Annotated in this window: 27 protein-coding genes; 3 read left to right on the plus strand and 24 right to left on the minus strand. The window is 69.9% G+C overall.

Annotated features, from left to right (window positions below; translation table 11 throughout):
* Positions 1-59: 59 nt before the first annotated feature.
* Positions 60-497, minus strand: coding sequence for a YdeI/OmpD-associated family protein (locus tag B9Y95_RS11395; protein WP_085511980.1), 438 nt, complete (start codon positions 495-497; stop codon positions 60-62).
* Positions 494-1,444, minus strand: a complete 951-nt coding sequence (locus tag B9Y95_RS11400) for an EamA family transporter (protein WP_085511981.1) — start codon at positions 1,442-1,444, stop codon at positions 494-496. Before B9Y95_RS11400 ends, B9Y95_RS11395 begins: the two co-directional genes overlap by 4 nt.
* 45 nt (positions 1,445-1,489) lie before the next feature.
* On the opposite strand from B9Y95_RS11400, the gene B9Y95_RS11405 reads away from it, so the two are divergent.
* Complete coding sequence (locus B9Y95_RS11405) at positions 1,490-1,975, plus strand: MarR family winged helix-turn-helix transcriptional regulator (RefSeq protein WP_085511982.1); 486 nt, start codon at positions 1,490-1,492, stop codon at positions 1,973-1,975.
* Between the two features lie 93 nt (positions 1,976-2,068).
* Here the strand turns inward: B9Y95_RS11405 and B9Y95_RS11410 are convergent, their stop codons facing one another.
* The gene (locus B9Y95_RS11410) at positions 2,069-2,596 is read right to left on the minus strand and encodes a hypothetical protein (RefSeq protein ID WP_085511983.1); all 528 of its coding nucleotides are present in this window, start codon (positions 2,594-2,596) and stop codon (positions 2,069-2,071) included.
* Positions 2,597-2,659: 63 nt separating this feature from the next.
* Positions 2,660-3,250, minus strand: coding sequence for a dCTP deaminase (gene dcd / locus B9Y95_RS11415; RefSeq protein ID WP_056009122.1), 591 nt, complete (start codon positions 3,248-3,250; stop codon positions 2,660-2,662).
* 137 nt (positions 3,251-3,387) lie between these two features.
* On the opposite strand from dcd, the gene B9Y95_RS11420 reads away from it, so the two are divergent.
* Positions 3,388-4,137 carry a type 1 glutamine amidotransferase gene (locus B9Y95_RS11420; protein WP_085511984.1) on the plus strand — a complete coding sequence of 250 codons (750 nt, stop codon included), beginning with the start codon at positions 3,388-3,390 and terminating at the stop codon, positions 4,135-4,137.
* A gap of 90 nt (positions 4,138-4,227) precedes the next feature.
* On the opposite strand, the gene B9Y95_RS20855 is transcribed toward B9Y95_RS11420, so the two are convergent.
* The 5 genes from B9Y95_RS20855 to hxlB form a co-directional block, all read right to left on the minus strand.
* A complete protein-coding gene (locus B9Y95_RS20855) occupies positions 4,228-4,392 on the minus strand; it encodes a hypothetical protein (RefSeq protein WP_162852292.1) in 165 nt (54 codons plus the stop codon).
* Positions 4,393-4,743: 351 nt separating this feature from the next.
* Entirely contained in the window at positions 4,744-4,920 is a 177-nt protein-coding gene (locus B9Y95_RS20675; protein ID WP_159453388.1) for a hypothetical protein, read from the minus strand.
* Positions 4,921-5,024: 104 nt separating this feature from the next.
* Entirely contained in the window at positions 5,025-6,560 is a 1,536-nt protein-coding gene (locus B9Y95_RS11425; RefSeq protein ID WP_085511985.1) for a carboxylesterase/lipase family protein, read from the minus strand.
* A gap of 265 nt (positions 6,561-6,825) precedes the next feature.
* The gene (hxlA, locus tag B9Y95_RS11430; protein ID WP_085511986.1) at positions 6,826-7,452 is read right to left on the minus strand and encodes a 3-hexulose-6-phosphate synthase; all 627 of its coding nucleotides are present in this window, start codon (positions 7,450-7,452) and stop codon (positions 6,826-6,828) included.
* A 69-nt stretch (positions 7,453-7,521) separates the two neighbouring features.
* The gene (gene hxlB, locus B9Y95_RS11435) at positions 7,522-8,133 is read right to left on the minus strand and encodes a 6-phospho-3-hexuloisomerase (RefSeq protein WP_085511987.1); all 612 of its coding nucleotides are present in this window, start codon (positions 8,131-8,133) and stop codon (positions 7,522-7,524) included.
* A gap of 101 nt (positions 8,134-8,234) precedes the next feature.
* On the opposite strand from hxlB, the gene B9Y95_RS11440 reads away from it, so the two are divergent.
* On the plus strand, positions 8,235-9,524 hold the full coding sequence (locus B9Y95_RS11440) for a helix-turn-helix transcriptional regulator (RefSeq protein ID WP_085511988.1): 1,290 nt from the start codon (positions 8,235-8,237) through the stop codon (positions 9,522-9,524).
* Positions 9,525-9,547: 23 nt separating this feature from the next.
* Here B9Y95_RS11440 and B9Y95_RS11445 read toward each other — a convergent pair whose 3' ends face one another.
* The 15 genes from B9Y95_RS11445 to B9Y95_RS11515 all read right to left on the minus strand — a co-directional run bounded on the left by B9Y95_RS11445 (position 9,548) and on the right by B9Y95_RS11515 (position 21,757).
* Complete coding sequence (locus B9Y95_RS11445; RefSeq protein WP_085511989.1) at positions 9,548-9,961, minus strand: phage holin family protein; 414 nt, start codon at positions 9,959-9,961, stop codon at positions 9,548-9,550.
* A 118-nt stretch (positions 9,962-10,079) separates the two neighbouring features.
* Entirely contained in the window at positions 10,080-10,673 is a 594-nt protein-coding gene (locus B9Y95_RS11450; protein WP_085511990.1) for a short chain dehydrogenase, read from the minus strand.
* 38 nt (positions 10,674-10,711) lie between these two features.
* Positions 10,712-11,365, minus strand: a complete 654-nt coding sequence (locus B9Y95_RS11455) for a hypothetical protein (protein ID WP_085511991.1) — start codon at positions 11,363-11,365, stop codon at positions 10,712-10,714.
* On the minus strand, positions 11,362-12,123 hold the full coding sequence (locus B9Y95_RS11460) for a hypothetical protein (RefSeq protein WP_085511992.1): 762 nt from the start codon (positions 12,121-12,123) through the stop codon (positions 11,362-11,364). Before B9Y95_RS11460 ends, B9Y95_RS11455 begins: the two co-directional genes overlap by 4 nt.
* Entirely contained in the window at positions 12,120-12,497 is a 378-nt protein-coding gene (locus B9Y95_RS11465; RefSeq protein ID WP_085511993.1) for a PadR family transcriptional regulator, read from the minus strand. The genes B9Y95_RS11460 and B9Y95_RS11465 overlap by 4 nt, the downstream gene beginning before the upstream one ends.
* 113 nt (positions 12,498-12,610) lie before the next feature.
* Positions 12,611-13,222 carry a DUF1349 domain-containing protein gene (locus tag B9Y95_RS11470; protein ID WP_085511994.1) on the minus strand — a complete coding sequence of 204 codons (612 nt, stop codon included), beginning with the start codon at positions 13,220-13,222 and terminating at the stop codon, positions 12,611-12,613.
* Between the two features lie 85 nt (positions 13,223-13,307).
* Positions 13,308-13,967, minus strand: coding sequence for an IMPACT family protein (locus B9Y95_RS11475; RefSeq protein ID WP_085511995.1), 660 nt, complete (start codon positions 13,965-13,967; stop codon positions 13,308-13,310).
* 82 nt (positions 13,968-14,049) lie between these two features.
* Positions 14,050-14,721, minus strand: a complete 672-nt coding sequence (locus B9Y95_RS11480) for a response regulator (RefSeq protein ID WP_200811394.1) — start codon at positions 14,719-14,721, stop codon at positions 14,050-14,052.
* 182 nt (positions 14,722-14,903) lie between these two features.
* On the minus strand, positions 14,904-16,175 hold the full coding sequence (locus B9Y95_RS11485; protein WP_085511996.1) for a sugar ABC transporter permease: 1,272 nt from the start codon (positions 16,173-16,175) through the stop codon (positions 14,904-14,906).
* Positions 16,176-16,177: 2 nt separating this feature from the next.
* A complete protein-coding gene (locus B9Y95_RS11490; protein WP_085512197.1) occupies positions 16,178-16,951 on the minus strand; it encodes an ATP-binding cassette domain-containing protein in 774 nt (257 codons plus the stop codon).
* An 83-nt stretch (positions 16,952-17,034) separates the two neighbouring features.
* Positions 17,035-18,135 carry an ABC transporter substrate-binding protein gene (locus tag B9Y95_RS11495; protein WP_085511997.1) on the minus strand — a complete coding sequence of 367 codons (1,101 nt, stop codon included), beginning with the start codon at positions 18,133-18,135 and terminating at the stop codon, positions 17,035-17,037.
* Between the two features lie 125 nt (positions 18,136-18,260).
* Positions 18,261-19,139, minus strand: coding sequence for a CPBP family intramembrane glutamic endopeptidase (locus B9Y95_RS11500; protein ID WP_085511998.1), 879 nt, complete (start codon positions 19,137-19,139; stop codon positions 18,261-18,263).
* Positions 19,140-19,188: 49 nt separating this feature from the next.
* Positions 19,189-19,890: a hypothetical protein gene (locus B9Y95_RS20680; protein WP_085511999.1), complete on the minus strand. Its 702-nt coding sequence runs from the start codon at positions 19,888-19,890 to the stop codon at positions 19,189-19,191.
* The gene (locus tag B9Y95_RS11510; RefSeq protein WP_085512000.1) at positions 19,887-20,849 is read right to left on the minus strand and encodes a carbohydrate ABC transporter permease; all 963 of its coding nucleotides are present in this window, start codon (positions 20,847-20,849) and stop codon (positions 19,887-19,889) included. The genes B9Y95_RS20680 and B9Y95_RS11510 overlap by 4 nt, the downstream gene beginning before the upstream one ends.
* Positions 20,849-21,757, minus strand: a complete 909-nt coding sequence (locus tag B9Y95_RS11515) for a carbohydrate ABC transporter permease (protein WP_086472999.1) — start codon at positions 21,755-21,757, stop codon at positions 20,849-20,851. Before B9Y95_RS11515 ends, B9Y95_RS11510 begins: the two co-directional genes overlap by 1 nt.
* Positions 21,758-21,815: the final 58 nt, after the last annotated feature.

Genomic DNA, 21,815 nt, shown 5'->3' on the forward strand with positions numbered 1-21,815 from the left:
GCGCCCGGATCTGCGCGGATCGAGCCGGTTTCCGAACAGATTCAGGCGACTGAGCGAGGTCAGGCGCCGCGGAGCGCTTCCAGGGCCGCGGCGATCCGCTTGTCGCGCGTCGCATCCGTCTTCGCCAGTGCGACCGGCTCGGCCAGCGCGCGCTGTCGACTGAACGACAGGGCTCCGTAGGCGGCGAGCGCCGGCTCGTCTCCCGCGAGCGCCGTCTCGAGCTCGGGCGGCAGCGGGAACACGCGCGGAGCGTCGTCGACCTCGAGGTCCACGTCGACCTCGTCGCCTCCCGCGACCCCGGCGGCGGCGCGGTTGGCGGCGCTCAGCGCGATCAGGTACCGGCCGCCCATCGGGGTGATGGTGCTGCGGTAGGTGGTCGCACCCACGGTGACGACGACGGGCACGCGCTTGCCCCGGTCCAGGCCCTCGACGACGGCGTCGGGGACGAGGATGCCGGTGTTGTTGCCCTGGAGTTCGATGACGGTGCGGAATCTCATGCGCTCAGTATGACCCGGGGCCGTCTCGCGGTGAAGACCAGGATGAGGGAGCCGGCGACGACCGCGATCCCGAGCACTTGTCCGAGGCTCAGCGCCTCGCCGAGGACCACGAGGCCTGCCAGCACGGCGACGACGGGACTGAGCAGGCCGAGGAACGACACCGACGACACGGGGAGCGCGGCGATGCCTCGGAACCACAGGGCGTACGCGAGGGCGGTGCCGACGAGGGAGAGGTAGACGTACCCGCCGATCGCCGCTGCGTCCGGGGCGGCCGACGGAAGTCCCTCGACGACGAGCAGCACCGGCACGAGGACGAGACCGCCGGCGACGAGCTGCCAGGCGGTCAGCGCGAGGCCGGAGACCGGTGCGCCGCTGGCCAGGGTCAGGCCAGGGTCCGAGCTCGTGCGCCGGCGCGCGCCGATCCGGCGGCCGACCTCCGGCCTCCCCCACCGCTTGCTCAACACCGAGCCGAGCGACATCGAGACCGCCCCGGCGAGCGCGGCGACGACGCCGATCACATCGAGACGCGCGTCGGCCTGCAGCACGATGAGGGCGACGCCCGCCACCCCGGCGAACCCGGCGACGACGCGACGCACGGTCAACGCCTCCCCCACCAGCAGGCTCGCGAGCACGGCGACGAGCACGGGGCCGATCGCCCCCATGGTCGCGGCGACCCCGCCGGGCAGTCGGTAGGCGGCGAGGAAGAGGAATGCGAAGAAGGCGCCGATGTTGAGCGTGCCGAGCACGAGCGACCGCCACCACCAGCCACCGACCGGCAGGGTTCGCGTGATCGCGAGGAGCAGGAGGCCCGCGGGCAGCGCACGGAGCACGGCTGCCAGCAGCGGTCGTCCCGGCGGGAGCAGTTCGCTCGTGACGAGGTAGGTCGTCCCCCAGCTGATCGGGGCGATGGCGGTGACGGCGGCGATGCGGAGTTGATTGCTAAGCACTGAGCGATAATAGCTCAGCGCTAAGGGAATTGCTACGCTGACTGGATGAGCACGCGCGTCGACGACATCCTGAGCCAATGGCGGAGCGAGCGACCCGACCTCGACGTCTCGCCAATGGCCGTCATCGGACGACTGTCGCGAGCGGCGGCGGCGGTCGACGCACGCCTCTCCACGACCTTCGCCGAGCACGGTCTCGACAGCGCCTCGTTCGATGTGCTCGCCACCCTGCTCCGCGCCGGCTCACCGCACGAGCTCGCGCCGAAGGACCTCGCCCACTGGTCGATGGTGACGTCGAGTGCGATCGCCCAGCGCGTGAACAAGCTCGTCGAGCGCGGTCTCGTGACGCGCCGTCCGAGCGAGCGGGACGGGCGCGGCACGGTCGTCGCCCTCACCCCGGCCGGCAAGCGCCTCGTCGAGGCGGCCCTACCCGACCACCTCGCCACCGAGGAACGCATCCTGGACGGCTTCACCGCCGCCGAGCGCAAGCAGCTGGCGTCGTTCCTGGAGCGCCTGGCGGGCACCGACCCCTGAGTGTCGCGTCGACGCTCGCGGCACGTCTCCGCTCCCGCGGCACGCCCTGTTCCACGTGCCGCGAGCGTGGGCACGTGCCCGCGCAGCACCGATTCAGACGATGCGGCGACCCTCGTTGTGCTCCTGCAGCCACCAGGTCACGCCCTCGTCGTCGGACACCCAGCTCTCCCAGGTGTACGAGTCCTCGGTGATGCCGCTGAAGTTCCACCGGATGAGCTTGTCGTCGTTCCGCGTGCCGTCCTGACGGATGCCGTCTGAGCGGTGCGGCGTCGCTACGAGCTGGCAGAACTCGCCGCGCCGTGGCTCGACGTAGTTCACCCGCCAGGCGCCCATCAACCGGTCGTAGACGCGGAGAGCCGTACTGACCGTCTCCCAGCCCGACGGTTCCGCGTCGTTCGCGACGAGCTGGACATCCTGCACGGCCCGCCCTTCGAGGATGTATGACACGATCCACCGGAAGTCGGACTCGACCCACTCACCGCTCTCGTCGTCGAGGCGCTTCGAGTGGACGTCCCAGGATCCGACGAACTGCCCGAACCGGACCATGCGACGCGGGTAGAGCGGCGTCGGCCCGTCGGCGGTGATCGCGCGGGCGAAGTCGGGTCGCTCTGACGTGCTCATGGCGGGGCCTTTCTGCTGGTCCACCTGCTCGCCCGTCGTCGGGACGCCCGCCTCAGTCCTGCGTCAGCGCTGCGTCTCGCCGACGTCGGTCCGGTGGAAGTTCTGGAAGGAACGGGAGGCGGTGGGTCCACGCTGTCCCTGATACCTGGAACTGTACTCGCTCGACCCGTACGGGCGCTCGGCCGGTGACGTGAGCCGGAAGAAGCACATCTGGCCGATCTTCATCCCCGGCCAGAGCTTGATCGGCAGCGTGGCGACGTTGCTGAGCTCGAGGGTGACGTGCCCCGTGAAGCCCGGATCGATGAAGCCCGCAGTGGAGTGCGTGAGCAGCCCGAGACGACCGAGCGAGCTCTTGCCCTCGAGGCGTGCGGCGACGTCGTCCGGGAGGGAGACCCGCTCATACGTGGACCCCAGGACGAACTCGCCGGGGTGGAGGATGAACGGCTCGTTCGGCAGCGTCTCGATGAGGCGCGTCAGCTCCGGCTGATCCTCCGCGGGATCGATGAAGGGGTACTTGTGGTTGTCGAAGAGGCGGAAGAAACGATCGAGGCGGACGTCGATGGACGACGGCTGGATCATCTCCGGCGAGTAGGGGTCGAGCGCGATGCGGGAGGCGTCGAGTTCGGCTTTGATGTCACGGTCCGAGAGCAGCACGGTGACAGTGTATCGGCCGGGAGCCCGAACCCTCGGGCCGGTGACGACGCCCGGATTCGCTACGATGCTCGCACGGTGACGACCTCCGCGACCCGGCGGAGACCGGTCGCGCCGCCCCAGCGACCTGGAGGCCTCCGATGACCAGACCGCACGTCCTCGTCCTGCAGCACGTCCCCTGGGAGCGACCGGCGGTGCTCGGCGAGGTCCTCACGGCAACGGGGATCGATTGGACGCTCGACACCATCGTGGAGCGTCGTGAGCTGCCGCCGGCGCGCGAGATCACCGGGTTCGACGGGCTCGTCCTCCTCGGGGGCCCGATGGGCGCGCTCGACGTGGAGGAGCACCCGGGTCTCGGGCTCGAAGCGCAGCTCGTGCGAGATGCGGCCGTGCTCGGCATCCCGGTGTTCGGGGTCTGTCTCGGGCATCAGCTCATCGCGACGGCCCTCGGAGCCACGCTCCACTCGGCGGCCGCGCATGAAGTGGGTGTCGGCGACGTCGAGCTCCTGACCGAGAGCGAACTCGGCATGCGGGGCGAGCGGCTGCCGGTGCTGCACTGGCACGGCGACGTCGTCGACGCTCCGTACGGAGCGACGGTCCTTGCGTCGTCCCCGTCGACGCCGAACCAGGCGTTCCGGATCGAGGACCGGGTCTTCACGACGCAGTTCCACCTCGAGGTCGACCCGCCGATGCTCGACCGGTGGCTCGCGGAACCGCTCATGCTCCGCGATCTGCCGTTCATCGCCGGGACCGCGGAGGACGCGGCCGACCGGCTGCGGTCCGAGGTCGCCGCGGTGGCGGGGCCGATGCGCGAGGCCGGCGAGCGGTTGTTCGGGGCCTTCGCCGACGCGGTGCTCCGGCGGACGAGCGTCGACCCGTCCCTCCGGTAGGACCCGGACCGCGCCCGGACGCAGCACCCCGGACACAGCGAAGCGGCCGGCCCCCGGAGGGACCGACCGCTTCGTGAACTCGAAATCGAGTTAGAGGGCCTTGCGACCCGTGATCGTCCTGATCAAGAACGCGATGATCGCGATCGCGAGCAGCACGAGGCCGACCCACAGCAGGAAGTTGAGGGACTGGACGAACCCACCGGTGATGGCGAGAACGATGGCAACGACGATGACGATGATGAGCAGAATGTTCATGGTGAAGCTCCTTTCGCAGAACTCCGTCCACCGTATGGGGGCCTGACCATTCCGTCCCGGGGGTTGACATCGCCCGAAGTCGTTCCGCTACGCGCGCGGAGCGTCCCCGCGTTGCACACCTCCGCCCTCCTGCGTTTCGGCTTGCGCCAGCGCGGTGCGCTGACGCGAGCGCGGGGCACACGCGTGAGCGCGGGTCTCCGGAGGGTCGCGCCCACGCACACGGGTCGCGCTCGGACCTGATCCCGGGGGTTCGGACCAGCGCACCGCGCTGGCACCGGTTCGGCACAGCTCGGTCGACAGCACCGCGCTGACCAGGGATTCCCGAGCTGAGGACAGTCCCGGCGAGCTGCGCTAGAGGAGGCCCGGCTGGTCGGCGGGGTCGCCGTCGCCGGGCTCGGAGCCCGGGTCGTCGACCGTCGGCGCCGCCATCGGATCATCGCTCTCGGGAGCGTTGTCGGGCAGCGCTCGGGAGATCGCCTCCTGCGCGTCGCCGATCGGGTCGTCCATCTCGTCTCGTGGGTCACTCATGCTGATTCCTTTCCTCGTGTCCCGACGGTAACGCGGGACGCCTCACAGCCACACCCCCTGGCAGAACGGCCCGGTTCGTCCTACGAGCCGAGTGCCCGGGCCCGTCAGACCGGTGTCGATGGCGTCGTCGACGCCGCTTCCGCGAGTCGCTTCGCCGCTGCGAGCACGCGTGCACTCGCGAAGGGCTCGACCGGCGGCGCCCCGGCCGCGTCGAACACCTCGATCCCGGAGGCGTCGCGGTCGGACCGCGACCAGCCCGGCGACCCGTCTCGGACGAACGCCACGACCGCGCCGTGGATCCGATCCGCGAGTTCCTGCGGCGCGTGCGGGCCCGCCACCCGGGTGACGTCCGGGTCGTCGAGCACGTCGAAGATGAACGGGACGTCGAGGCAGTGCTCCGCGATCCCGCTCACCGCCGAGCGCCACACGAAGTCGGAGACCCAGGTCTCGGCGTCGTCCCGCAGCGCCAGCCAGCGGATGACGCGCTCCCGGAACATGACGTCGCTCACGAAGCGCCCCGCGACGACTCCCGTGCGTTCGCCGGGCTGGGTCGCGACGTACGCCTCGGCGAGCGGTTCCGGCACGCCCATCAGTTCCAGGGCGCGCGTCGGCGCCACGGCGTCGAAGTCGTCGAGTCGACCGGTGAAGAACCCGGCGAACTCCTCTCGGGTCGCGCTGACGAGCAACGGCTTGTCCGCACCTCGTCCCGCGATCATGCCGGCTTCGACGGTGTCGACGACCAACTCGCCGTCGACGATCGGGCCGAGGCCGAGGCGGCCGTTCATCGTCGTCATCCCGCGGAGTACGGACTCCGGGTCGGTCGCGCCGCCCGGGACGAGTTCGAAGCGCTGGGCCTCGATCAGCGTCGCCTCCGAGACGCTCGCGAACCCGGCCAGGGTCGCGGGCACCCCGAGGTGCTCGGCGAGTCGTGCGGTCAGGGCCTGCGCGTCGTGGAGCGGGACGTCGCCGGGGACGCCGGACACGGAGATCGCCCGGTGGAACAGGTGCCTGGCCGACGGGACCGTGAGCAGGGTCATGACGGACCCGCCGCCCGCGGACTGGCCGGCGATCGTGACCCGCCGCGGGTCACCGCCGAACGCCGCGATGTTGTCGCGCACCCACTCGAGCGCGAGGATCCAGTCGAGGACCCCGCGGTTGGCTGGGGCGTCGGGCAGCCAGCCGAAGCCGTCGAAGCCGAGGCGGTAGGACACCGAGACCGTGACGACGCCGTCGCGGTTGAAGGCCCGACCGTCGTACCAGGGGCTCGCGGGCGACCCGGCGATGAAGCCGCCGCCGTGGATCCAGACGAGGACGGGCAGACCGGCGCCTTCGGATGCAGGTGCCGGGTCGGGCGTGAAGACGTTGACGTTGAGCGTCGAGTCGCCGGGGATCGACGGTTCCGGGATGGTCGTGATCTCGGCCAGGGCCTTCCGCTGCGGTGTCGCGCCGTAGGCGGTCGCGTCGAGGACGCCGTCCCAGGGGCCCTTGGGCTCGGGGGCCTGGAACCGTCTCGCTCCGGTCGGCGGCTCGGCGAACGGGATGCCGAGGAAGGCGACCGATCCGTCGGCGCGGCGAGTCCCGCGGACCGCTCCCGAGGTCGTCTGTGCGATGGGCTGCTCTGGGCTGGAATCGGTCGTCATCGGCGGATCCTCCGGGTACTCGGCTGCGCGCTCATCCGACGAGCGTCGCGTGGTGATCCGCCCAGTATGCCGCGTCACGCCCGAATCCCGTCCGATGTTCGGGCTTCACCCAGCCGCCCGACCCGATGCGCCAGCGCGATGCGCTGACCCGGGCGCGCCCCGGAGCCGTGAGCGCGGGTCTCTGGAGACCCGCGCTCACGTCCGACGCACCGCGCTGACGTCAGCGCACCGCGCTGGCCAACCCGACGGGTGCGGGGTTGGGGGGTTAGGCGACGATTGCCGCGCGGAGCGCTGCCGCGGAGGCCGCCGGGTCGTCAGCCGAGTAGATCGCACCACCGGCGACGGCGACCTGCGCGCCCGCCTGCTGCACCGACGCGATCGTCGACACGTTCACGCCACCGGCGACCGAGAACGGCACAGCGGCCGCTTCCCCGTCGGACAGGAGCGTCTGGAAGGTGAAGCCCTCCTCGGCCTGCTCGTCGAGACCGGCGTGCATCTCGACGAACGCGGCACCGAGAGCGGTGACCTCCTTCGCGCGCTGCACCTTGTCGGCGACCCCGATGAGGTCGACGACGACGGACTTGCCGTGCGCCTTCGCGGCCTTCACAGCGCCGACGATCGTGCTGTCACCGGCTGTCCCGAGGACGGTGACGATGTCCGCTCCGGCGGAGAAGGCGATGTCGGCTTCGAGCTCACCGGCGTCCATCGTCTTGAGGTCGGCGAACACGATCTTGTCGGGGTGGGCGTCCTTGATGGCGGTGACGGCACGCAGGCCCTCGCTCTTGATGAGGGGCGTGCCGAGCTCGAGGATGTCGACGTAGGGCGCGACCTTCCCGGCGAGTTCGAGGGCTGCCTCGGTGGTGAGGACGTCCATGGCTACCTGGAGCTTCATGTGGTGCTGCTTTCTGTCGTGATGGGATGCGTCCGGCGTGCGCCGGGCGCGTGGGAAGGAAGAGGGCGACTACTCGAGGTTCGCGTGGCGCGGCCACAGCTCCTCGGCGCTGACGCCGTCGGACTGCCAGAGCGCATGGAAGAACGCATCGCCGAGCAGCATGACCGCCTGCTCGAAGAGGCTCCCCGAGTACTGCACGGAACGCGTGCCGCCGTGGTCGGTCTTCTGCGCGGCAGGGACGACGATCGTCTCGGCGGCCAACTCGGCGAGCGCGGATGCGGCGTCGGTCGTGATGGCGATCACCTGCGCCCCGACGGAGACGGCCGTGTCCGCGGCGCGCACCACACCCGTCGTCGTACCGGAGCCGCTGGCGACGAGCAGGACGTCACCCGAGGTGATGGCGGGCGTCGTCGTCTCGCCGACGACATGCACGGTGAGCCCGAGGTGCATGAGGCGCATGGCGGTCATGCGGAGCGCGAGACCGGAACGACCGGCACCGGACACGAACACGCGGTCCGCCGTTCGCAGGCGGTCGAGTGCGCCGGCGAACGGGGCTGGATCGGCCTCCAGCAGGCTCGACACGGTGCGATGCAGCTCGGTGTCGATTGCGGCGAGCGCCCCCTGGACCGTCGAGGTCGCAGGCGTCACCGACGTGGATGGAGGGACGGTGGGGTTCGACATCCCTCCATCCTGGGCGTGATCGGGTAGGTACGCCGCTGCTCACCCGAACGGTCCCACCTACCCGAACGGGTGGGTACGGACCGATGGGATAGGGTGCGGACATGATCCAACGCGCTGTCACCTACCCGGTCGAGCTGCTCGACGGCCTGGCCTCCGTCGCATCCAGCTCGCTGCTCCGCATCGCCGGCGCGTTCCGGGAGGTCCTCGAGCCGGTCGTCGCCCATTCCGCGCTCGTGATCTTCACCGAGGACTGCACGGGCCGCCCCCGGAAGAAGGCCGGCGACCCCGCGATCGTCGAGGGCGTCACGATCGCCGAGCTCGACGCCGTCCGACAGCGCACCCCGCGCGGCCCGGTCACCGCGGCACTCGCTGATGCCGGACGACACGCCGACCGGCCGACGTCGGCGGTGATCGCAGGCGCGGAACGTCCGATCGCAGCGTGGTTGGCCGACACCGGCGCCCTCCTCGTCCTGACCGACCCGCAGGGTCCGATCGACGACCGGCTCGTCGGCGCCCTGTGGGAGGTCGTCGCGGCCGGCATCCGCCAGCAGGTCGCGACGGCGGCCCCCGACTACCTCCGCGACTCGCGGGCGGCGTCGAGCGAGCGGGCCGGCGCCATCGCGGAACTCACCGACGCCCACGCGACGACGCTGGAGTCGATCCTCGCCGTCACCCGGTCGCGCCAGACGTCGCCCGAGGACGCCCGTGCTGCGGTGACCGAGATCGCCTCGGCCGCGATGGTCGAGCTGCGGGCGGTGTCCGACCGCGACCGCCAGCTGGCCGAGGAACCGGTCGCGCGCGCCTTCGCCAGACTCCGCGAGGACCTCCGCCCGCTGGCCCGCTTCGGCGGCCCCGAGGTCCAGTTCATCGAGCCGCCCGTCGACGGGCGGGCCCTCCCCGGCGAGGTGGCGCACGCCGGACGGGCGATCGTCCGCGGCACGGTCCTCGCGCTCGTCGAGCAGTCCTCGGTCGGGCGGGTCCGGGTGCAGTGGGACTGCGACGGCAGCAACCTGCTCATCGGCATCCGCGACGACGGCCCCGGCGAGTTGACCGTCGACACCCCGAGCGTGCAGCAGCTCGGCGCTCGCGTCGCCGCCCTCCGCGGCAGCCTCGATGTCCAGGCGACGCCCGGGTGGGGCTCGGAGCTGCACGTGACACTGCCGCTCGACCCGCCGCCCGCGACGCAGACCCGCGCAGACTCGGCCGCCGCGCTGACCGAGCGCGAGTGGAGCGTGGCCGAGCTGGCCGCCGGAGGAGCACGGAACCGGGCGATCGCCGAGACCCTCACCATCAGCGAGAACACGGTCAAGTTCCACATCGCGAACGTCCTGCGGAAGCTCGGCGTCGCGAGCCGCGTCGAGCTGGCAGCCGCCTTGGCTGCCAGCCGCTGATCCCCTCCGGGCTCCGCAGCCGCCTACCGCTTCGAGCTCGTGCGGCCCCGGTCGCCATCCCGGTCGCCGAACCGTCGCGTGATGAGCGCCCAGCCGAGGATCCAGCTCCCGAGCGCCGTGACCAGCCACACCACCAGCGGTGCGAGCACCCAGGCGAGGACACCGCGGATGTGGAGACCGCCGGGGAGGATCGACGCGACGAAGAGGGACACGAGCGTCGTCACCAGTCCGATGCCGCCGAGGATCGCCGAGGCGTACCGCCGCGCGAGGCGGAGGATGAAGGGCCCGAGGACGCCCTGCGCGATCGTGAAGACGACGACGGCGATGATGAAGCCACCGAGCGACAGACGGACGCCGGGCACGACCCAGTCGGCGACGAGCAGCCCGATCGCCGAGGACAGCAGACTGACGGCGATGCTGAGCAGGAGGCGGGTCATGTGCCGACCCTAGCGCTGGGGCCTCGACCGCGTCGAGAGCACGGCTGAGGTGAGGCGGATCGTCGCTCCGCGGACGACCGGACGACGATCCGCCTCACCTCGGGAGTGCCGGGAGGGCTCAGTCGAGAGCGAGCACCCGACCGGTGCCGACCCCCTCGACGGCACGGACGAACGCGAGGCCGACCACGTCGGACGCGACTGGCGCGAAGCCCGGGAACGCGTCGTGGTACCCGGTAGCCTCGGCCAGCACCGTGGGGCTGATTGCGTTGATGCGGATGCCGCGCGGGAGTTCCGGGGCGGCACCGATCACGAAGGACTCGACCGCTCCGTTGGCCATCGAGGCCGCAGCGCCCGTCGCGATCGGCTCGCGGGCGAGGATGCCCGTCGTGAGCGTGAAGGAGCCGCCGTCGCGGACGAACGGGGTCCCGATGCGCACGACGTCGAGCTGGCTGAGCACCTTGCCGAGGAAGGCCGCGCGGTAGTCGTCGCGGGTCAGCTCCTCCACGGGCTTGAACGGGACTGATCCGACGGCGACGATGACCGCGTCGACCTCGCCCACCTCGGCGAACAGTGCCTCGATCGACGCCTCATCGGTGGTGTCGACGGCAGGCGCCGTCGAGCGCGACACCGCGATCACCTCGTGACGCTCCGCGAGGGCGTCCTGCGCCGCTCGTCCGACATGTCCACTCGCACCGATCAACAGGATTCTCATGCGGGCGACGCTAGCACCGGCGTCGGACGCCGGCTCCGTCAGTTGGCGTCGTCCATCCCGGTGACGTGGACGGCGTAGCCGTGGCACCCTGCACGAGTCCAGTCGTAGGCGTCGCCGAGCGGGGTGTCGCCGTACTCCGCCAACTCCGCCGCCGGGCCGTCTTCGGAGAGGATCATCGTTGGCCGTTCGGGGTCGAGCAGCGCACGATTGTTCGTCCAGGCGTACCAGAACCCCTGATCAGCCATGCACGTCGCGATGATCTGCTGCTGTGCCTCCCAGATCCCGTTGTTCGCCTCACCCCACTCGTTGGTCGGCGGGATCACAATGGACGCCGGGTCGGTGGTGGCGTCGTACCAGCCCTCCGGCGTCTGCGAGTAGTCGACGCCGGACGCCGGCGAGACGGGTTCGCCGGCGTCCGGCGTCGCTGCCGGATCCGCGGGCACCACGGGTTCGACCGGTGGGAGGTCGTCGAGCGACGCGGCGGCTTCGGCGACCGCTTCGAGGGATCGTGCGTCGTCAGCTGCCGCCTGGGCGTTCGACACCCCGATGAACACGCCGCCCGCTGCCACCGCGAGCACCCCGCTCATCGCGATGCCGAGCCCGATCCGTCGACGGAGTGTTCCGGGACTCCGGCGGACGGGTACCGCCTCCTGCGCAGCGTCCGGCCGGTCGTGGAGCTCGTTCGCGCTCATGCCGTCTCCCCCTGCACCGACGCCGCTGCGTCCCGTTCCGTCGTCCGGCGACCCCCCGGCCACCACCACACCGCGGCTCCGATGAACCCGAGCGCAGCACCCGCGCCGATCGCCACACTCATCACCCACCACGGTTCGAGCCCGGCGCCCTGCGAGCTCAGGCGGGACACGATGAGCACGCCGGTCGCGCTGACGCGATACATGATGTCGCCCGCGAGCACGCCGATGAGGACCGCTGCGGGCGCCAGGAGCCCCGCGCCGAGCCACCGACTGCGTCGCCGCAGCGACAGCACGAGCCCGACCACGCCCAGGACCGCGGCGATCGCCACTCCGAGCGCGCCCGACGGGACCTCGACGACGTCGCCGATGACGAGCGCACGGAGGATGCGGACGAGGAGGAACAGCGCTGCTCCGGTGACCAGGACGCCGCCCGTCACCACGAGGGCTGCGAGGACGTCACCGGCCCGCCGCATGCCGAGCGGCATCGGATCGACGCCATGGCCCGCGCGCAACTGCCCGGAGCGCCACGAGAGGTCGTGCGGGATCCCGCGGATGGCCCGCAGCATGATGTCGCGCCGCAAGCGCTGCGGCGTGACGCCCGCCTCCTGTGCCCAGACGGCGTGCTCGTGCAAGTCGGACGCGATCTCGTCGCGGCGCTCTCCGGCGACCTCGGGCGAGAGGTCGCGGGTGTACCACCCGCACCAGTTCAGGACCCGGTGGGCGGCCGTGCGGTACTCCGGCGTCCGAATGGCGGTCATGCGATCGCCCCCTGCGTCCACGCCGCACCCGCCGGCCTCGCCGAAGCGGCCTGCTCACCGGCGATCCTCGCGTGCTCCCGATCCCGGGCCGTCGCGCCTTCACCCGTGATCCGGTACAGCCGTCGACGGGGGCGGCCATCCGCCTCCGCGACCTCTGGGTCCTCCCACGTCGCCTCGATCAGGCCGGCGTCCGCCATCCGCGACAGGGCCTTGTAGAGCGTGCCGTGCGCGGTGAGGGCGGCGTCCCCGGCTTCGGCGAGCTGCTTCGCGAGGGCGAACCCGTAGAAGCTCCCCTCGGTCGACTGCAACACGGTGCCGACGTCGAGGATGTCGAGCTCGAGCGGGAAGAGCGTACCGGGTCGTCTGCGTGCCATGGAGCCACTTTAGGAAGATAGGTTCCGATACGTCAAGCTTCCCTTGCGCTGGGTCGCCCGGAACTACACACGTACCGCCGGTTTCCGTGCAATTCCAGGCAACTCAGCGGGGGTCAGCTCCCGTCGCGAAGGTCCGTCGGGGGTGCCGCACCGAACGCGATCTCGTCGAACCGCGCCTCACAGGGTGGACCGACCGGCGCCTGCGAGAGGAAGCCGACGCGCACCGGAGCGTCGCTGTGCAGACGGAAGACGCGGACGAAGTCCCACGTGACACCGTCGGTCGAGCTGTGGAACGCCCAGGCCTCACCGCGGCGACTGACGCGCATCCACACGTGGTCGGCCGTGACGTGCGTCGAGTTCACGTCGTCCGACCAGGTGTTCGTCACGACACTCACCACCATCGCCTGTCCCTGCGGCGACTGCTCGAAGCAGAGCTTGGCCCAGTGCTCGTCGTCGATCCAGAGTGCGAGGGCACCGGCGTCGAAGGTGCTGCGCTCACTCACGACCGCGACCCGCGCCGAGAGCGTGAAGTGGTCGGGTGCGTCGAAGGCGAGCGCCGTGGCACGCAGCTCACGCGGCCCACCGAGCGAGCTGTTGCTCCAGTCGACGCCGGCGGCGGAGGTGAGGGTGAGCGCTCCGGCATCGGCGTCGAACGATGCGATTCCGGGGGTCGAGGTCCAGGCGAGGTCGGGAAGCCCGTCGATGCGGGTCACGTCGGTGTGCATGGTCCGACCCTATCGGGACCGCACGTTCCCCTGAGTCGCCCGGATCTGCTCAGCATCCGGCTGATTCCGTGCAGATCCGGGCAGCTCAGCGAGGCACCGGGACGTCGACGACGCGTTCCTCCCCGACGGCCACGGCGAGCGAACCGTTGGAGGCCGACGCGACGTCAGCCTGGAGCCGCTCCAGCTCCGACGGCGGTACCCACAGTTCCAGCTCCGCCTGCGCCCCGTAGGTCTGATCGCCGAGCGTCGCGCCGTGGCTGCCGGCCCAATCGCGCAGCAGGTTGTCGTACCGCCCGGCGTCGGCGTGCGGGACGACGAGGGTCGCGCGGGTCAGCGTGTCACGGCGCACGAGCGCGGCGAGGTCGAGCGTCTCGGAGGCCGCGGACGAGTACGCACGGACGAGACCGCCCGCCCCGAGCTTGACGCCGCCGAAGTACCGCGTGACGACGACGACCACGTCCGTCAGCTCGCGCCGCCGGATGACCTCGAGGATCGGCATCCCCGCCGTGCCGGACGGTTCACCGTCGTCGGACGAGCGGGCCTGGTCGCCGAGCAGGCCCGTGACCATCGCGACGCAGTGGTGTCGCGCGTCCCACGCCTGCTTCTTCACCCGCGCGATGACCGCTTCGGCCTCCTCCGGGGAGGCGACCGGATGCGCGAGGCCGAGGAAGCGCGACTTCTTGACCACGAGTTCGTGCTCGACCGGCGCGGCGATCGTGGCCGGGTACTGCCGCTCGGTGGTCATCCCGCCAAGGCTAGCTGGCGGCGCCCGCCGAGTCGCCCGGAACTGCACGGTTCAGGCGCGAGAACGCGCAGTTCCCGGCGAATCAGTGTGCGGGGTGGCGACGGTCGGCCTCGAAGACCGCGGCCTGTGTGCGCCGCTCGAAGCCGAGCTTCATCAGCAGTGACGAGACGTTGTTCCGGATGGTCTTCTCCGCGAGACCGAGCCGTTCGCCGATCTGGCGGTTGGTGTGTCCCTCGGCGATCAGCCGCAGGATCTGTTGCTCACGGAGGCCCAGCGTCGACTCGGCGATGCCGTGGACCGCCGGTGGCGTGAGCTGGATCACGGCCGTCCGACGCGCCTCGGGCGAGGACACCGGCCGTCCGGCCGCCACGTCGTGGATCGCCCGGAGGAGGGCGTCGCCGTGGATCGTCTTCGAGACGAATCCGGCGGCCCCTGCGACGACCGAGGCCCGCATGGCCGGCTCCTCGTCGTAGGCGGTGAACATCAGGCAGCGGATGCCCGGGACTGCGGTGATCATGTCGCGACAGACGTCGATCCCGTTGCCGTCCGGCAGATGGACGTCGAGGAGCGCGACATCGGGAGTCGTCGCGACGATGCGTCGGCGAGCCTCCGCGGCCGTCGCCGCCTCACCGACGAGGTCCATCTGCGGATCGGCGCGGAGGATCTCGGCGACCCCTCGCCGGATCGTCTCGTGGTCGTCGAGGACGAACACGCGGATGCGCGACGATTCCGCGCCTCCGTTCGCGTGATGCACAGGCCACCCCCGGCGGCTCGGCGGCTCGCGACCGCACTGGCGCCGGACACGAAACGCAACGGGTACGGATCGATTTCGGCAGCAGCATACTCTCCCCGGCCGCGAATGGACTCAGGTGATCGCCCCGATCCACAGTGACCACGACGTCGGCAGCTCGATCGAGGCCTGCACCGCGACCCGAGTCAGGCCTGTCCGTGACTCTGGCGGGAACGCCGGGACAGCGAATCGACGATCACGGCGAGCAGGAGGACCGCGCCCGTGATCATGTAGCGGATGGAGGAATCCAGGTTCAAGAGCGTCAGGCCGTTCGAGATCGACTGGATCACGATGATCCCGAGCAGCGCCGACCAGGCCGAACCGCGCCCGCCGAACAGGCTCGTGCCGCCGATCACGGCTGCAGCGATCGCATTGAGGTTGGTGTCGCCTCCACCACTGCTCAGGCTGGCCGACGTGAGCCTGGCGGCTGCGAGGAGTCCGCCGACGACGGCGAACGTCGAGCACAGGATGAACACCGAGATGTAGATGCGGTTCACCCGGATCCCCGCTCGCCGGGCAGCCTCGACCGAACCGCCGACCGCGTACACCGACCGTCCCCACTTCGTCCGCGAGAGCATGAAGTTCATGATCATCACGAGCACGACGAAGAGGACGAACATCGCGCCGACACCACGGTCGGTGGCCAGGTAGGCGACGACCACCGCCCCCAGGACGACGACGACCGCACCCCGGATGACGGAGGACACGAGCGCGCCGGCCGGCAGGCCCGCCTCGCGACGCCGGCGGGAGCGGAGCACGCCGCTCACGATGATCGAGCCACCGGAGAGCGCCACGAGGAGGTACGCCAGCCAGGGCGGCAGGAACCAGCTCTGGGCGAACTGCACGATGGGCGAGTCGTAGGGGATGTTGATCGACCCGTTCGGGCCGAGCACGAGGAGTTGGAGCCCGAGGAAACCGAGCAATCCTGCGAGGGTGATCACGAAGCTCGGCACGCCGAACCGGGTGAACAGCAGCCCGTACAGCAGCCCGATGAGCACACCGGCCACCAGGGCGACGATGATCGCCAGCCACAGGCTCCAGCCGGCCTGGGTGAGCCCCGCACCGAGGATCGCCGCGGCGAGCCCGCTGACGGAGCCGACCGAGAGGTCGATCTGGCCGAGCAGGAGCACGAGCACGATGCCGATGGCGATCGTTCCGACCGCCGCGCACTGCAGGGTGAGGTTGACGAGGTTGTTCGCGGAGAGGAAGTTCGGGTTGAGCAGCTGGAAGACCAGCCAGATGACCACGAGTCCGATGACCACGGGGAGCGCGCCGAGGTCGCCGCCGCGGAGCCGCCCGAGGCGGGACCGCGGGACGATGATGGAGGTCGTGTCGCTGGCGGGTACGACCGGCTGTCCGGCGAGCGCGGCAGGACCGCCGCCGTCGGCGGGCGCGGTCGGAGGCGTCGAAGCGTCCATGTTCAGGCTTCCGTTCTGTGCTGGGCGCTCGCGCGGCGCGTGACCGCGTTGTCGGTCGCTCCGGTGATCGCGGCGATGATGTCCTCCGAGGTCACGTCGGCGATCCGGAAGTCGCCGTTGTTGCGACCGAGCCGGAGTACCACGACCCGGTCAGCGACCGCCTGCACGTCGACCATGCTGTGGCTGATGAGTACGACGCCGTGGCCGAGGTCACGGAGGCGTTCGACGAGGTTCAGCACTTCGGCCGTCTGCGCGACCCCCAGCGCCGCGGTCGGTTCGTCGAGGATGACGATCCGCGGATCACCGACGAGCGAACGCGCGATCGCGACCGTCTGCCGCTGGCCGCCGGAGAGCGCCGCGATGGGGATCCGAACGGACGGGATCTTGGCGGACAGCTGCCGCAGCAGCGTCCACGACCGCATCTCCATCTCCTCCTCGTCGAGCGTGAAGCCGCCGATCTCCCGCCCCAGGAACAGGTTGGAGACCACGTCGAGGTTGTCGCACAGGGCGAGGTCCTGGAAGACCGTCGCGATGCCGAGTGCCCGGGATGCAGTCGGGGACGTGATCGACACGGGTCGACCCTCGAAGGAGATCACGCCGTCATCGGCGGGATGCACACCCGCCAGGATCTTGACGAGCGTCGACTTGCCGGCGCCGTTGTCACCGACGATCGCGACGACCTCGCCGGGTGCGATGTCGAGGTCGACGTCGGTGAGCGCTTGGACGGCCCCGAATCGCTTCGAGACGCCGCGGAGCTGGAGAACAGGTTCGGGCATCGTGGCCACGCTTCCTCGGGTGGGACGCTGTCGGACCACGGCCCGGGATCCGGGGCGCAGTCCGACAGCGATCGGCGGTTCGGCTACTTGATACCGGCGGCGTCGCAGGCCGTCTTGTAGGCCGCGGTGCAGATGTCGGCGACCGTGTAGAACTTGTCCTTCACCACGGTGCTCTGGATGGTGTCCACCGTGACCGCGACCGGGGTCAGCAGGAACGACTGGACCTCAGCGCCACCAGCGGTCTTGACGGTCGTGTCACCCGTCACCTTCTTGCCGTTGGCGAGGTCGACCGCGAGTTGCGCCGCCTGCTCCGCCTCGGGCTTCAGCGCCTTGTAGACCGTCATGTACTGCTCACCGGCGAGGATCCGCTGGATCCCCGCGAGTTCGGCGTCCTGACCGGTCACCGGAGGCAGCGGGGTCGTCCCGGCTGCGTTGAGCGCGGCGATCGCACCACCCGCGGTGCCGTCGTTGGCCGCGTAGAGACCGGTGATCTGGTTGCCGAACTGGGTGATCTGGCCGGCGACCCAGTCCTGGGCCTTCTGTGGATCCCATCCTGGTGTGTCGTACTCGGCGAGGACCTTGTACCCGCTCGGATCGATGATCTTGTGGGCTCCGGCCTTGAACTGCGAGGCGTTGTTATCGGTGGGCGAGCCGTTGACCATGAGGATTCCGGCGCCCGCCGCGACACCGTCCTTCTTCAGCTTGTCGACGAGCGCTTGTCCTTGCAGCTCACCGACCTTCTCGTTGTCGAACGAGACGTAGGCGGCGATGTCGCCGCTGTTGATCAGCCGGTCGTAGGAGATGACCGGCACGTTCTTGGCCTTGGCCTCGTTGACGATCGCGACCGCCGCCTCGCCGTCGAACGGATCGAGGACGAGCACCTTCACGCCCTGCGTCAGCATCGACTCAGCCTGCTGCTGCTGCTTCGCCGCGTCACCGTCGGCGTTGCTGTAGAGCACCTTGCACTTCGGGCAGAGGTCGGTGACCTTGGCCTCGAAGTACGGCTTGTCGGCGCTCTCATAGCGCGCGGTCACGGAGTCCGGGAGCAGGAGTCCGATCGACGCGCTCGACCCGTCGGAGCTCGAGCCCGAGCCGGACGTCGACGCCCCGTTCGCACACCCACTCAGCAGGCCGACGGTCGCGAGGACCGCGAGGACGGCGAGCGGTTTCGAGATGGTTCGCATGTTCCCTCACTTCATCGTGGGCGCATGTCCATGCCTCGAGCCGCTCCCGAGTCAGGAGGATCATCGTCCGTCGTCAAGCATCGGTCTTCGGACGCTCGACGTTCGGGACGAATGTCCCGTGGACTTCAGGGTCGCAGCACGTCGTCGGCCGGGTGGGCCTGCACGTGCCCACGGACGAAGATCAAGCCGATCACGGCCACGAGCATGATGAGCAGATTGGCTGGACCGGCGATCGCCAGGAACACGCTCTGACCGGCGGCCGCTCCCGCGTGGTCGATCCCACCGGTCGAGAGGAAGAGCGTCGGGTCGTAGAGTCCGTGGATCAGGATCGGCCAGATGAGGTTGCCGGTCACCCGGAGCGTCAGGTACATGCACACGCCGAATCCGAAGGTGTAGACGACGGTCACGAGCACGGTCGTGACCGGTTGGCCCGACAGGAGGTTGGAGGCGTGCAGCAGCGCGAAGACCAGTGAGGAGATCACCATCACGATCCACTCCGAACTTCCGGCGTCGCGCAGCATCTTCACGACGAGTCCGCGGGTCAGGATCTCCTCGGCGAACCCGATGAACACGCCGGACAGCATCGCGACCACGACCACGGAACCCTCGTAGCTCCCGTAGTCGATGCCGAGCAACCGCAGGACGACCGCGGCGAGGATCACGATCGGAGCGGCCCACATCCACCAGCGTCCCCGGATCGGCTGCTTCGCGAAGAGCTCCCGGAACCAGCCGACCGACAGGACGAAGGCGATCGAGAGGACCGAGCCGACGATGAGCGGCAGCATGAGCCCGAAGAACACGCTCTGCGGGGTCGCGAAGATGTCCTCGCCGATCTGCGAGCCGAAGAGCTGCCCGACGACCCAGCCGGCTCCGAGGTACAGGGCCAGGTAGACGATCGCCAGCAGGAACGCCCGCCCGATGCCGCCCTTCGCCCAGAAGTCGTGCCATCCGCTGGTGGTGAGTGTCCGCTGACCGCTGTGCCCGTGACCCCTGTGCTCGCCCATGCATCGATCCAACCACTCAACGGGCCCGAGCGCCCGACAATCCGGGTCGTCAGTCTGCGAGCGCCGCTGCGGCGTTGCTCCAGACCGCGTAGAGGACGAAACCGCCGAGGGCGAGGAGCCCGAGCACCGGTTGTGCGAGGACGATGAGTGCCCAGGCGACCAGGAGCACGAGGGACAGGAGTGAGGTGCCTGGCCGACGGACGGTCCGGACGAGCCCGCCGAGCAGCTGGGCCCGGAACCGCAGGCCCGGAGCAGCCGCCAGCCCGGCGAACACGCCGAAAGCTGCGACGACCGCGAGCAGCAGCACGACGACGAGCAGCGGCCCGAGCAGCATCGCGAACGGCGTCCCCCACACCGCGACGATGTCGATCACGACGACGAACGTGAGCGCACACACGAGCGACCACACGGCGAGCGCCGGACGCCAGGTCCGCAGGAGGCCGATGCCCACCTCGCGGAGCGGCCCGGTGTCGGCGGCGTCGCGCGACCGCTGGAACGACCAGCAGCCGGCGGCGAAGGCGGGGCCCAGCGGGAGCGAGCACAGCAGCAGGAACGGCCAGCTCGCGAGCGGCTCGGCGACGAGGACGATCGCGGCCGCCAGCGGGAGCGCGCCGACCCCGACGCCGACGCTGACCATGAGGGATCGGTACACGACGCCGAAGACCGACTCGAAGGTCTCCCGGCGCGGCTGCAGCAGCCCGCGCACGCCACCGGCACGGCTGTCCGCGCGCCGCTCGGTCACCGCGCTCATCCCTTCATCCCACTCGTCGCGATGCCCTGGATGAAGTAGCGCTGGCCGAGGAGGAAGATCAGCACGATCGGGATGACGGAGACGACGGACCCGGCCATGATGAGCGCATACTCGGCGTCGTACTGCCCGACGAAGGAGCGCAGACCGAGCTGCACGGTCCAGAGGTCGTTGCTCGTCAGGTAGATGAACGGACCCATGTAGTCGTTCCAGGTGGAGACGAAGGTCAGCAGCGCGAGACTCGCGAGCGCCGGCTTCGTGAGCGGCAGGATGATCCGCCACCAGATCGCGTACTCGTTGAGGCCGTCGATGCGGGCGGCCTCGCTCAGTTCGTCGGGGATGGTCAGGTAGTACTGCCGCATAAGGAACACCCCGAAGGCGCCGAACGCCTGCAGCAGGATGATCGAGAGGTGCGTGTTCACGAGGCCGGCGTTCTGCATCATGATGTACTGCGGGATCATGTAGGCCTGCCACGGCACGGCGATCGTCGCGATGTAGGCGACGAACAGGACGTCACGTCCCTTGAAGTGCATCTTCGAGAAGCCGTAGGCGGCGAAGCTCCCGGTGAGCACCTGCAGGATCGTGATGGTGACCGACAGGAACAGCGAGTTCTTGAGGTAGGTCAGCATCGGGATGCGGGTCCAGATGTCGACGTAGTTCTGCCAGACGAACTCGGTGGGGATCCACTGGACGGGGATCGAGAACACCTCGTTGTTCTGCTTGAGCGACGACGAGACCATCCAGAAGAACGGGACGAAGATGATCGCGGTCAGCACGGTGAGCATCACGTAGATGAGCACGCGGCGCAGCGGCGAGATCGGACCGTGGCGGCGCACCCGGGTGCGCTTGCCTCCAGCCCCGGGCAGCACGGGTGGGGTGATGGCGTCGGTGACCTCGGCGATCGCGACGTCCGCCGACGACGGGACCGTGGACGAGGCACGCGTGGTGGCGCTGGTCGACATCAGCGTTCCTTCCTCTGCTGCAGCTTGAACTGGACGACGGTGAAGACGAGCACGATGATGAACAGCACGAGCGAGATCGCCGAGGAGTATCCGAAGCGGTTCTCGGTGATGCCCTCGCGGTAGATGAGCTGCGAGAGGACGAGCGTGGACCGGCCTGGGCCACCTCCCGTCATGACGACGATGAGGTCGAACACCTTGAAGCTCGCGATCGTCACCATGATGAGGACGAAGAACGTCGTCGGACGCAGTGACGGGATCGTGATGTTCCAGAACCGCTGCCAGGCGTTCGCACCGTCGACCTCGGCGGCCTCGTAGTACTCCTGCGGGATCGCTTGGAGCCCCGCGAGGTAGAGCACCATGTAGTAGCCCATGTCGCGCCACACGCTCGTGATGATCACGGCGGGCATCGCCCACGCGGAGCTCGTCGTCCAGCCGGGCGGGTCGGCGACACCGATGAGCTCGAGGAACTGGTTGATCGGGCCGGCGGTCGGGTTGAAGAGCATGTTCCACACGACCGCGACGGCGACGAGCGAGGTGATGTACGGGAAGAACATCGCGGTGCGGAAGAAGCCGAGGCCGCGGAGCTTGCGGTTGAGGAGCAGTGCCAGGCCGAGCGACGCGAGGATCGTGAGCGGGATGTGGCCGGCCGCGTAGTAGGCGGTGTTGCCGAGTGCGATCCAGAAGGACTCGTCACGCATCATGCGGGCGAAGTTCGCGAACCCGACCCACTCGGGCGGTGAGTACGAGTCCCACTTCATGAACGCGATGACGAACGCCGCGCACATCGGGATGAGGGTCAGGAGCGCGAAGCCGATGAAGTTCGGCAGGATGAAGCTCCAACCGACGAGCGCATTCCTGCGGACGCGGCTGCTGGAGCGGGTGCGTTGCGGTGGGGCTGCGATCGCCATGACGAGCCTTTCGAGGATGGTGGTGCTGGGTCGGTGGGGACGCGCCGGGTGGACGCGG

The organism is Plantibacter flavus, assembly GCF_900177615.1.
Taxonomy (GTDB): domain Bacteria; phylum Actinomycetota; class Actinomycetes; order Actinomycetales; family Microbacteriaceae; genus Plantibacter; species Plantibacter flavus.

Excerpts from the sequence above, each read along its gene's own strand:
- B9Y95_RS11495 (WP_085511997.1), bottom strand. The coding sequence starts at position 18,135 with ATGCGAACCATCTCGAAACCGCTCGCCGTCCTCGCGGTCCTCGCGACC.
- B9Y95_RS11445 (WP_085511989.1), bottom strand. The coding sequence starts at position 9,961 with ATGACCCGCCTCCTGCTCAGCATCGCCGTCAGTCTGCTGTCCTCGGCG.
- hxlB (WP_085511987.1), bottom strand. The coding sequence starts at position 8,133 with ATGTCGAACCCCACCGTCCCTCCATCCACGTCGGTGACGCCTGCGACC.
- B9Y95_RS11475 (WP_085511995.1), bottom strand. The coding sequence starts at position 13,967 with ATGACCACCGAGCGGCAGTACCCGGCCACGATCGCCGCGCCGGTCGAG.
- B9Y95_RS11450 (WP_085511990.1), bottom strand. The coding sequence starts at position 10,673 with ATGAGAATCCTGTTGATCGGTGCGAGTGGACATGTCGGACGAGCGGCG.
- B9Y95_RS20675 (WP_159453388.1), bottom strand. The coding sequence starts at position 4,920 with ATGAGTGACCCACGAGACGAGATGGACGACCCGATCGGCGACGCGCAG.
- B9Y95_RS11395 (WP_085511980.1), bottom strand. The coding sequence starts at position 497 with ATGAGATTCCGCACCGTCATCGAACTCCAGGGCAACAACACCGGCATC.
- B9Y95_RS11410 (WP_085511983.1), bottom strand. The coding sequence starts at position 2,596 with ATGAGCACGTCAGAGCGACCCGACTTCGCCCGCGCGATCACCGCCGAC.
- B9Y95_RS20855 (WP_162852292.1), bottom strand. The coding sequence starts at position 4,392 with ATGAACATTCTGCTCATCATCGTCATCGTCGTTGCCATCGTTCTCGCC.
- B9Y95_RS11490 (WP_085512197.1), bottom strand. The coding sequence starts at position 16,951 with ATGCCCGAACCTGTTCTCCAGCTCCGCGGCGTCTCGAAGCGATTCGGG.
- B9Y95_RS11470 (WP_085511994.1), bottom strand. The coding sequence starts at position 13,222 with ATGCACACCGACGTGACCCGCATCGACGGGCTTCCCGACCTCGCCTGG.
- B9Y95_RS11425 (WP_085511985.1), bottom strand. The coding sequence starts at position 6,560 with ATGACGACCGATTCCAGCCCAGAGCAGCCCATCGCACAGACGACCTCG.
- B9Y95_RS11420 (WP_085511984.1), top strand. The coding sequence starts at position 3,388 with ATGACCAGACCGCACGTCCTCGTCCTGCAGCACGTCCCCTGGGAGCGA.
- B9Y95_RS11440 (WP_085511988.1), top strand. The coding sequence starts at position 8,235 with ATGATCCAACGCGCTGTCACCTACCCGGTCGAGCTGCTCGACGGCCTG.
- B9Y95_RS11510 (WP_085512000.1), bottom strand. The coding sequence starts at position 20,849 with ATGTCGACCAGCGCCACCACGCGTGCCTCGTCCACGGTCCCGTCGTCG.
- B9Y95_RS20680 (WP_085511999.1), bottom strand. The coding sequence starts at position 19,890 with ATGAGCGCGGTGACCGAGCGGCGCGCGGACAGCCGTGCCGGTGGCGTG.
- B9Y95_RS11465 (WP_085511993.1), bottom strand. The coding sequence starts at position 12,497 with ATGGCACGCAGACGACCCGGTACGCTCTTCCCGCTCGAGCTCGACATC.
- B9Y95_RS11500 (WP_085511998.1), bottom strand. The coding sequence starts at position 19,139 with ATGGGCGAGCACAGGGGTCACGGGCACAGCGGTCAGCGGACACTCACC.
- B9Y95_RS11405 (WP_085511982.1), top strand. The coding sequence starts at position 1,490 with ATGAGCACGCGCGTCGACGACATCCTGAGCCAATGGCGGAGCGAGCGA.
- B9Y95_RS11455 (WP_085511991.1), bottom strand. The coding sequence starts at position 11,365 with ATGAGCGCGAACGAGCTCCACGACCGGCCGGACGCTGCGCAGGAGGCG.
- B9Y95_RS11485 (WP_085511996.1), bottom strand. The coding sequence starts at position 16,175 with ATGGACGCTTCGACGCCTCCGACCGCGCCCGCCGACGGCGGCGGTCCT.
- hxlA (WP_085511986.1), bottom strand. The coding sequence starts at position 7,452 with ATGAAGCTCCAGGTAGCCATGGACGTCCTCACCACCGAGGCAGCCCTC.
- B9Y95_RS11460 (WP_085511992.1), bottom strand. The coding sequence starts at position 12,123 with ATGACCGCCATTCGGACGCCGGAGTACCGCACGGCCGCCCACCGGGTC.
- B9Y95_RS11515 (WP_086472999.1), bottom strand. The coding sequence starts at position 21,757 with ATGGCGATCGCAGCCCCACCGCAACGCACCCGCTCCAGCAGCCGCGTC.